8 protein-coding genes are annotated in these 9943 nt (G+C 58.0%); 4 read left to right on the forward strand and 4 right to left on the reverse strand.

What is annotated here, in order from left to right; genetic code table 11:
- The first annotated feature begins 72 nt into the window (after positions 1-72).
- Both NPX02_RS12735 and NPX02_RS12740 read left to right on the forward strand, forming a co-directional pair.
- Positions 73-702, forward strand: a complete 630-nt coding sequence (locus NPX02_RS12735; protein WP_260293997.1) for an OmpA family protein — start codon at positions 73-75, stop codon at positions 700-702.
- 499 nt (positions 703-1201) lie between these two features.
- Positions 1202-1519, forward strand: coding sequence for a hypothetical protein (locus tag NPX02_RS12740; protein ID WP_260293998.1), 318 nt, complete (start codon positions 1202-1204; stop codon positions 1517-1519).
- A gap of 251 nt (positions 1520-1770) precedes the next feature.
- Here the strand turns inward: NPX02_RS12740 and NPX02_RS12745 are convergent, their stop codons facing one another.
- Positions 1771-2508: a hypothetical protein gene (locus NPX02_RS12745; RefSeq protein ID WP_260293999.1), complete on the reverse strand. Its 738-nt coding sequence runs from the start codon at positions 2506-2508 to the stop codon at positions 1771-1773.
- A 474-nt stretch (positions 2509-2982) separates the two neighbouring features.
- Entirely contained in the window at positions 2983-3990 is a 1008-nt protein-coding gene (locus tag NPX02_RS12750; protein ID WP_260294001.1) for a hypothetical protein, read from the reverse strand.
- 441 nt (positions 3991-4431) lie between these two features.
- Between NPX02_RS12750 and NPX02_RS12755 the strand changes: the two genes are divergently transcribed.
- Positions 4432-5070, forward strand: coding sequence for an SOS response-associated peptidase (locus NPX02_RS12755; RefSeq protein WP_260294002.1), 639 nt, complete (start codon positions 4432-4434; stop codon positions 5068-5070).
- A 71-nt stretch (positions 5071-5141) separates the two neighbouring features.
- Here NPX02_RS12755 and NPX02_RS12760 read toward each other — a convergent pair whose 3' ends face one another.
- Together NPX02_RS12760 and NPX02_RS12765 are read right to left on the reverse strand one after the other, a co-directional pair.
- Positions 5142-6026 carry a dihydrofolate reductase family protein gene (locus tag NPX02_RS12760; protein ID WP_260294003.1) on the reverse strand — a complete coding sequence of 295 codons (885 nt, stop codon included), beginning with the start codon at positions 6024-6026 and terminating at the stop codon, positions 5142-5144.
- A gap of 140 nt (positions 6027-6166) precedes the next feature.
- Positions 6167-8329 carry a VTT domain-containing protein gene (locus NPX02_RS12765; protein ID WP_260294004.1) on the reverse strand — a complete coding sequence of 721 codons (2163 nt, stop codon included), beginning with the start codon at positions 8327-8329 and terminating at the stop codon, positions 6167-6169.
- An 855-nt stretch (positions 8330-9184) separates the two neighbouring features.
- Between NPX02_RS12765 and NPX02_RS12770 the strand changes: the two genes are divergently transcribed.
- A complete protein-coding gene (locus tag NPX02_RS12770; protein WP_260294005.1) occupies positions 9185-9868 on the forward strand; it encodes a DUF6639 family protein in 684 nt (227 codons plus the stop codon).
- Positions 9869-9943: the final 75 nt, after the last annotated feature.

Consider the following 9943-nt stretch of genomic DNA (forward strand, 5'->3'; position numbering starts at 1 on the left):
GATGCTGGGCATCAGGGTATGGCATCGAATATGCACGGACAATTAGCAGTTCAACACAGAGGAGACAAGGTTATGTTCAAGACACTCACTCTAGCAATCCCGATATTCCTGCTCTCGACACTAAGCGTACAGGCCGATAACGATGGCTATGTGTTCGACAACGGCGAATCCGTGGTACACGATGGTTCAGGTGGTTGTGTGTATACCAGCTTCTGGGATCCCCAGGATGCTATTGCCGGCTGCGATGCAGTGGTTTCGGAAGCGAAATCCGAGCCGATCGAGTTTGCGGCGGTGGAACCGGCCACGCCCCAACCGCCCATCACCAGACAGGTCACGCTTGATGCCAAAACCCACTTTGATTTTGATAAGGCGACACTCAAACCTGCAGGTAGAGAGGCACTTGATTCAATCATCGCCAGCCTGGGTAATGTCAATCAGTTGCTGGAAATAAGTATCGCCGGGCACGCTGACCGAATTGGTGATGCGAGTTATAACCGGCAGTTGGCGCTGGAGCGTGCCATGACCGTCCGGGATTATCTGAGCCAACGTGGTTCTGTTGATCCCAATCTGCTGAAGGTGGTCAGCATGGGTGAGGATGACCCGCTGGTAAGCTGCGAAGGCCTACGCGGCCAGCCGTTGATCGATTGTCTTGAACCCAACCGGCGTGCCGAGGTCACCATCAAGGCGACTGAGGTCGAATAATCTCCAACATTTCGACAACCGGTAAATAGGACAAAAAACCGGGTTAGGGAACTATTGTTGCTGACATTAGAGTTAACTGTTCTCTGACCCGAATGGCACTTACTTAAGCCAAGAACCACCGTCTTCCCGGCGCAGGCCGGGATCCAGACTGCTTAATGGTGGCGGTATTCCTGGATTCCATCCTCAGGTCCGTAAACGGTGCATCCCTGCACCACTCCTCCGGCCTGCGCCGGAATGACGAAAATCCTGCAATTCGCCTTAAGTAAGTGCCATTCTTCTCTGACACGGTTTTCTAACCCGGTTTTCTAACAGTGCCAGACAGAGCTGCAGGAACAACCGGATCAGGGCCACCCATGATACCCCGCCCCGCGGCCTAAAGAATTTCCACCATCCAGCCGATATCGTCTGTGCCGGCCGGCACTTCCACGGACCTCTGTCCCCCACCGTCTCGGCCCTAACAGACAAAGTACCTCAGGATGGATTCATCGGAGATCCGGACATGGCGAACGACAACAACCGTATCCTGCTGGAAATCGACAAGATTATTCGTGAGCTCAACAGAGAGATCATCAATCCGGCGTTCCAGGAACTGACGGTGGCGGATCTCAGTCCTGTCCTGAAACTGGTAGCGCGGGCGCGGTCGGCTTATCTCAAGGAGTTGCTGGACATCGCCCACATTGCCGGAGACGGTCTGCCCCCACCCGAACAGGTCAAGCAGCTGCAGCGGCTGCGTCTGACCTTCGAGGAGCTGGTCAAGGGGTCGCAGGCGATCGAAACCGCTATCCAGCGCGGCTACCTCGACGTCAAACCCCGCTGAGTCGCCGGCGACGGCCGCTGATCATCGGAGCCGCCCCGGACTCCATTGATGTTGCATTGCGACCGTATGGTGATGGTGGTGATGGAACGCCTGCCTTGGCCGCAGCCCGAGGTGGCCGATCGGCCCGCTCAGGATTGCGCCGGATCAGGAGGTGAAATCCGGCATTGCACCCTGTAGGAGGCCCGCCCCCGGGCCGATTCGCGGCGAGGCGCCGATCCTGCAGGTCGATTTTTACCATGACGGGATACAACTCACGAGCGTACGCCATCAGATGCGCGTACATCTGCAGGTAGTGTCGGGTTGGGTTCGGTACGCATCACCTCCTGCGCCGTCGCGGTGTAGTTCAGCACGTAGCTACCCGAAACCATTCCCGGTGAAGCCCCATAGCGTTCGAGTGACTGAGGTTTGAGATGGCCGTCGGTCGCCCTGCGCAGGGCTTCAGCATCGTACCCGGTGGCAAGCAAGAGCCAACTCATGGGCGTGTCCGGGCCACGAATCGATTGCTCGATGGTCATCGGTGGTGGTGGCACCGGCCGCAGAAGATGGACGCCGGCCATGCCACGACGCGACGCCATGGCCGGCAAGACTTCCCGGACGAGCTGGTCGGACAAGGTTGACTCGGCGCCTTCGACCGGTGTAAAGCGCACCGAGACCGCTGCGTGGCCAAGACCGAATCCCGAACTCCCCGCGACGGTGCAGAACCCGCGTATCATATCGCGGAAACGGCTCATCATTTCGGTGGTCCACGGCGTCGGGTGATTCAAACGTTCCAGGTAATCGGTGGAAGTTGCAATCCCTGTACCGGCTACCTCATACAGCACCATATACTTCGGCGTACAGGATTGCGCCACCCAACGAGTCGCGCGGATAAACCCGGGGATGGAGAGCCTTTCGTGCATATGCTCATAGGTGTGCCAGTCGTCATGGTCGGCATAATCACCGACGATGTCGTAGTACAGAACCATCGCTGCATCGCTGCAAAGCGCCATTTCTTAATGCTCCACAAAAGAACCGACTATTTTTTCAAAATGGATACACACCTTCCGGAGCACCCGAATTTTCGCCTCGATGGCTGCATAACGGATGTCGGGCTGCCCAGTCAGTCGGGCAATAATAACCGTAATAACCGGGTCGGCAAGAATTGTTCCCTGACCCGAATGGCACTTACTTAAGCCAAGAACCACCGTCATCCTGGCACAGGCCGGGATCCAGACTGCTTAATGGTGGCGGTATTCCTGGATTCCATCCTCAGGTCCGTAAACGGTGCATCCCTGCACCACTCCTCCGGCCTGCGCCGGAATGACGAAAATCCTGCAATTCACCTTATATAAGTACTATTCTTCTCTGACCCGGTTTTCCCGTTCGGGAGGAGGGCTGATTCGCCCCGTGCTGAACCCGGCGGCAAGTGAACAGGGCCTGGGCTGTGGGGGCAGGCCCTGTTTTGATGCTTGAGTATACGGGACTCAGAAAGAACCGCTGATCTCCACCCCAAGAACCAGGGTGGTCATGTCATCACTGGTGAGGGACAGCACCCCGTTACCGGTATCCGTAGGGACTGACCCGTAGCTCACCTGAGGCACGTCAGAAAGGTGATTGACCTGACCGAAGACGGAGAGCTTCATCCCTTTGCCGAGCTTGCGATTGAGTTCCAGACGCAGGTCCAGGCCAAGGGCGTTGTCGCTGTCACTCAGGCTTGCAGTCTGAGTGTTGGGTGAGCTGTCTGCGTAACTGCCGTTGTAATCGGCCTTGGTCCAGTACCTGGAAACGCTTCCATCCATGGCGACGGACCAGTCCAGATTCAGGTTCCGGTCATACCTGGCACCGATCCTCAGACCACGAAAGTCGGTAGAGAGCCGGTCCTGCAGGGAGACCGTCGTGGAGATGGCGCCAGCGGCATCGGAATCCTGATCCAGTCTCTTGAAGGAGGGACCGACCTGGAACGACCAGGAGGCATCGAGTCCTATCCCATAGTCCAGCAGGAACATCAGATCAGCACCCCAGTACTTGAGATCCTGTTCGATCCGGGTGGTCAGGGTCCCCCCGTTCGGGGTTCCAAAGCCGGTGCTGTTGTCGAGCTCCACCCAGCCGAACCTCATGCCGGCGCCGGTATCGGAAAAGCTGCGGTTGGTGTTGCGATCTGCGCTCATCCAGAACCCCTGGAGCTCAACCCGGGCGCTGTCCGCATTGGCGATGGTGCCGGGCAGGAAGGTGCCAATCCGGCCGTCGATCGCCGCACCGTAGGCCACCCCCTCGTCGGTGTCCAGGTTGTAGTTGCGGGTGAAGGGAGCAGCCTCGCCGCGTTCGGCAAAGAACTGGCTGTCCGGGTAGTCGATCCTGGCGACGCCGGCACCGATGTCCCCATAGGACCCGCTTTCACTTGCCACCACCCCTTCAGAGAGGGTTCCCGACAAGGCGAGCAGCCCCCCGCACAATAACCAGATCATCCGCTTGTTGTTGGTTGTTTCCGTCATATCCCCTTTCACCCTGTAGTTGCGAAATTGTGATGCAAGTCCCACTAGCGTGGTGCGGACAAGTATGAGAAGCCGGCGTGGGCAAGTCAACTTCCCACTACCAAGACCGGATTGGAGATTGGCCGGACACTCGCCCCAGGGCTGACCCAGGGCAGTGGGAATATCGACCGACTGGAGAGCGGCGAAGGGGGGTTCAGAGTGTTCTTGACTCACAGCTTGCGCCTAACGACACAAGGGCATGTCGATGCGGTCAATGCGTCCCCTTTCCATGCTCCATTGTGGAATTATCAGTGACCCCATTGAGTCTAATCCTGAGTTGTTACTCTGACCCCGATCTCGGACCCCGATCTCGCATCCCAGACGCGGTGGACTGTGCCAGTATAAGTGAGTAAATTGAAGTTACTCAACTGATGCAGTTTTAGCCTGAGAGTTTCTCGCCAGATGTGTGGACGTTTCGCTAACCATGTCCAGGCCATGCACGAGTGGCTGGATATTCTGCAGGATTGGCCGGCCGGTATCCCCACCGGTTTCAATGTCGCGCCGACACAGGTCATCCCGGCCGTACAGGCGCAAGGGACCTTTCCCATGCGTTGGGGTTTGGTGCCGGCCTGGTCGAAGGAACCCTCCCCAAAATACGCCACTTTCAACGCCCGCCTGGAATCGGCGAGCGGCAAGCCGGCCTTTCGCGATGCGTGGCGTCACTCCCGGACCTGTCTCATCCCGGCGCAGGGTTATTACGAGTGGCGTACTGAACAAGGTGTGAAACAACCCTACTTTGTCCAGGCACCGGAAGATCCGGGTTTGTTGGTGTTTGCCGGCTTGTGGGAGCGGCGTGAGGGGCAATATTCCTGCACCATTCTGACCCGGGAATCGGCTGGGGAACTGGCGCGGCTCCACAGCCGAATGCCGGTGATGCTCTCACCCGGAGATGCCCGGAGTTGGCTGACCGAGGGTACCGGTGGTGCCGATCGACTCGGCGAGTCAAGGGTGCATCTCGATGTGCGATTTCATGCCGTGGATTGTGCCGTTGGGAACCCGCGCAGCCAGGGTGAGGCGCTGATTAAGCCCATCAGGGGCTGATTCAATGAAAATCCCGCAACGGAATATTTCATACCAAAGAGCGTTCCAAGGGGTCACATGGTAGCCCGATACTAGCCATCCGGCGGAGTCATACGGTCATACACCTGCAGCAGCTGTTCGACACCGTCCGGGCCCTGGCTGTCCAGGTACAGTGCAGACAGCCTGAAATCAACGGGAGTCCTGAATCCCGGGCCATGAACAATCGTGGCGTAGTGGTTTCCCGCAAGAATCCGCAACGCCGTGGTCAGGTAAAGGCGCTGCAAAACATCCGCGGCCAGCAACACATGCATGATCTCAGGGCCGGCTATGGAGTAGACCAGCCGTAGCTCACGTTTTGCCAGAAAGGTCATCAACCTGCCGCCATCCACACCGCCTTGTCCCAGGGAGACCACATCCACGTCTCTCGCTTCTAACTGCCGGATATCCCGTCTGTGGGCCTTTTCGGTGGTGGCTATTATTATCTCCCTCTCTTCGAGCCTCTCCAGTGCCGCTGTTGGTATATCGAGTGACCGGGAGAGAAAGACAATCACCGGCTTGCCGGGCAAGCCCAACCGTTCACGAAAGGTGACCAGCTCGTTCGGTATCTGGCCGCTATAGGGTGGCAACGATTGTGCCCTCCCCTCGGAGAGATCTCTCAGGTAGCGCCCGTTCATGATCAGGGCATCGGCCGGCGCGGCCAGTTCAAGCAGCAGGCGCCAGTCCCGCTGGTTCGCTGTCGCTTCCGGTACACCACTCTCCCCCGTCTCCGGATCGGTCACGGCGATCCGTCCGTCCAGACTGGACAGGAAGTTGCTGTAGACATAGCAGCGGGCGGGATCGTCGGGCAGACAGGTTCGCAGATCCTGGCTCAGGTAGAGCCCGGCCAGTTTGGCAGAGTTCCTGTCGGGATAGAGCTGTTGCAGGCCGGGATCACCCTGTGAATCGCTTCCCGACTGATCGTCGTCACCGGATACCATTCCTACAGGATAGCCGGATTCTGTAGACCACGTATGCGTCAAAATAAATTGTGGCTGTCCCGGTTTTTGCGGTTACTCTGACCCCGATCTCCGACCCCGATCTCCCGGGTGACCTCCATAGCATCGGTTCCCGTTCCCCGTCAATCATCAGGCTCCGCAGTCGCCTGTGCTGTCGGCCCCTTAGATGCACGGCCCGGCCGGGAGAGCCACTTTTTCAATCCCAGAGCAGCGAAGAGAAGGATGACCACCGCCAGTGCCAGCAACGCGAAATCGGGCAAATCCGGTTTTCGTACCGCAGCGATCAGTCTGTCGGCGAACAGGGCAATGGCAATGATACCCGGTGTCATGCCCAACAGGGTACCCAGTAAGTAATCGCGAAAGCTGATATGGGAGGCGCCGGCGACCAGATTGATGACCGTAAAGGGTGCGACGGGGATGACACGTACCGTAATGACCGCCAGCAATCCATGTTGCGCCAGGCGCCGACTGATGCGATTGATGCTGGCGCCGGCGAATCGACGCACCACCTCGCGCCCGAGAAAAGCACCCACCAGGTAGCCCAGCACGGCACTCAGCTCGGTACCGAGCAGGGCATATGCAAGCCCGGTCCAGCTACCGAAGGTGATCAGGGTGATGACAATCAGCAGGGTGATAGGGATTGCAATGAGTCCCCCCAGCAGAAAGATGGCCATCACGATGAGCGGCGTGAAAGGGTTATCCTTGACCAGCTTCGCCGTCTGTTTCAGGGTCTCCAGGTCCAGCCAGTCTCCCAATGGCGTCCAGCGCCAGGCGGCGGCCAGCGCCAATAAACCGCCCAGTACCAGGCCGATCAGCAAAAGACGCCGACTGAGCGGTTGTCGCTCCTCGGCGGGCAACAGGTAGTCCGCCAACTGCTCCGGGTCCAACGGGGATTCCGGGTCGACAATCTGCGCCTCGGGCAACATTTCATCGGCCAGTTCGGAGACCCTGCAGTCCAGCGGTTTGAGGGTGCGCGGCCGACCCTGCAGGCCCTCGATTGCGGCGATCAGAGAGGGCCTCTCTTCAAGCTGGGTGGAGATAGTATCTGGCGTTATCCCCAGGTGTTCAGCCAGCAACCGGTTACGAAAGGCAGCGATCTGTGAGCGTTCGGTATCGTTGCTTGCCTCCATGGCAAGATCACACTCCGAATCCAGCCCCATGGAGCGGTTGCTGAGGTTGGACGACGCCACTCGCAGCAAAATGTCATCGATGACCATGATCTTGCTGTGCAGGCAGATGTGTTGGTTACCCAACCCTTCCTGATCGGCGTAATAGATCCGCAGCCGTCCCTTGGGATCAGCCTCGCGCAACTGCCGTATCAGGCGGCCGCGCAAGACATCCATCGTATACTGTTCCAGCCAGCCCCCGGTCATCAGTGGCAATACCAGGATTACCTCGGGCCCTGACGCTTCACGCAAACGCGCTGCCAGCGCCTTGCCCAACTTCCATGAGGTAAAGTACTGGTTTTCGATGTAGATAAATTGTTCGGCGGCAGCAATTGAGTCCAGGTACAGCCGCTCCACCTCGCGTACCTCTCGCTGTTGCCGATAGGCCGGCAAGGTGCGGGCGATGGCGATGTTCACCTGTTCCAGGTCTGCCGTCACCCGCTCAGGCCAGGGTGTCGAATGACCGGCGGTGGTGACCCGCTTGAGTCGTTGTCCGGTGGCACGATGCCAGCGCTCCCGGGCCAGTTCACCCAGGGCGAGTGCGATGTCACCCTCAACCAGCATCTGTACGTCATGGAAAGGCGGATAGGCCTTGCCGTCGGAATCCACACGTCGCGGGTCGTCTGGTCGATGTGCCGTGGTATCCCAACGCTGTTTGCAGAGATCGAGGCCACCAACAAACGCAATCGTGTCGTCGATAACTACCACTTTCTGATGTTGAGATCCCCCCGCCGGATAGGCGTCATCGAGGTGGAAATGCAGCCGTCGATTCGTTTTCCACACGAGCTTATACATCGGCAACCACTCCCGCTCCAGGGTATACAGCATAGCCCAGTCCCAATTCAGCACGTAGGCGTGGAGTCCCTTGCGACGTTTCACGACCGTGTTGAAGAAATCGCCCAGATTTCGCGGCAAGGCGTTATCTTGTACCGGGTCCCGAATCAGCTGTACCTGACTGTCGATGTCCCAGGAGAGAATATAGATCGAGTGTTCAGCCCGTTGGATCGCCTCATAGAGCGCCCGAAAGTAGGCCTCCCCGTCGATAAGAAAGGCGGCTCGCCTGGCGTGCTCGATACGCCAGCAGTTGTCACCCGGCTTTAGTATTGTAGCGCGCCTCATAATCCGTCAGCCTCCGGGACGGGGAAGAGGGAAATCGCCGCGCTTGGGCAGGGAATCGGCCGGGCATCGCTGCTGGCACGCAATATTACCCAGAGAGCCGAAGGGATCACTGTACGACATTTTTTTGTGTACCGTCCGAAACGGGGCGAAGCGAAGGGGACCCTGTCCAGCCCGGATGTCGGTAACTGCATGTTTTGAATTTCTTTTGGTTCATGCAAATCCATTCGCCCGAAGTGTTACCTGATGCCTGAATAATCAGCCCGCTAATGAAAAAGATACCTGTCCTGAAAGAGACCAAAAGGGTAACCAGTGATCGTTTTGGGGTGCTGCGTTTTTCAAATCCGGATAAGTCAATTAAAGCAGATTACAGTGAAACGGGTTGAGGAGAGCATGATAGCCCGAACAGGCTTCATTGTTATGGCCGTAACGGGGTCCGGTTCGGTGGATGAACTTTTCCGGCCAACTGATAACATCGACAGTGTGTTACAGCAGGGTTTCCGGCAATGGACGGCCTGGAGCCAGGTCAAAGTAAAAGGGACGCATCGAATGGCACTGCCTTAAGCTCAAATGTAGGGTGGGTTAGCGTTTTTTGCGTAACCCACCAAGCGTTGCGCAGCAACACAACCCGTTTGTTTAAGGTGTGCCTGACGGCACGGTTGGTGGGTTACGGCGCAAACAACGCGCCTAACCCACCCTACATTGGATACGAATCCGCTTAAGTCAGTGCCATTCGATGCGTCCCCCTTTTTTCCTGGTGGTGCACTTACAACTTGAGTTCACCAAATCCTGGGCGTCCCGGTGTTTGCTACCACCTATACTGGTAGGTGGGCGAGGTTGTGAAAAGGGGGGTGTGGAGTGGTAGATGTAGGCAGGCGATTGCTGTTGGTTGCCCTGTTGCTGCTGGTCAATGCTCCCGGTTACTCCGCCACTCGAGTTGCGTGCCCTGTCCCGGGAGTCACCCTGTTCAGTGACCAAGCGGAGGACGGCGAGCTGGCATGCCAGGCGGTTGGCGCAACGCTGGCGTTTATGCGTGGCCACGGCTTCCGCGTCGATGCCCGGTTTACCATCGACCTGGTGGATCGTCCCCTGAGCCTGCATGGCACGGAGGTGACGGGCACCTACGATTCCAGGCGCTTTCATATCGAGGTTCCCAGTTTCAGCCAGGCGCAACTGATGGCGCAACGCCACCCGCCATTTCGGATGAGAATGAGCCGGGCGCTGTGGCAAAGCTTCGTGGCGCACGAGGTAGCCCACGCGGTGGCACAAGCCAACTTTCGGGTGCCGAAGCCTTCACTTGAGGCACATGAATACATCGCCTACGTGGTGCAACTCGCGACCCTTCCCGATGTACTCCAGCAGCAGTTACTGGCATCGTTCAGTAATCCGGCGTTCTACCATGAGAGGGAGATCAACGGGATTTTTCTGCAGCTGGACCCGGAGGTCTTTGCAGTGAAGGCCTACCGGCACTTTGTCGCCCAGCCCGATCCGCAGACATTTTTTCAGCGCCTGCTGAATAGCAGGCTCGGTTCGCCCCGTTAGTGAGGTTTTGCAGTCCCGGCCGCTACAGGTCCGCCCCGGTCTGTGATAAATATTAACATTAAAGGGCTCTGACCT

It is taken from the genome of Sedimenticola hydrogenitrophicus, assembly GCF_025175675.1.
GTDB lineage: Bacteria > Pseudomonadota > Gammaproteobacteria > Chromatiales > Chromatiaceae > Sedimenticola > Sedimenticola hydrogenitrophicus.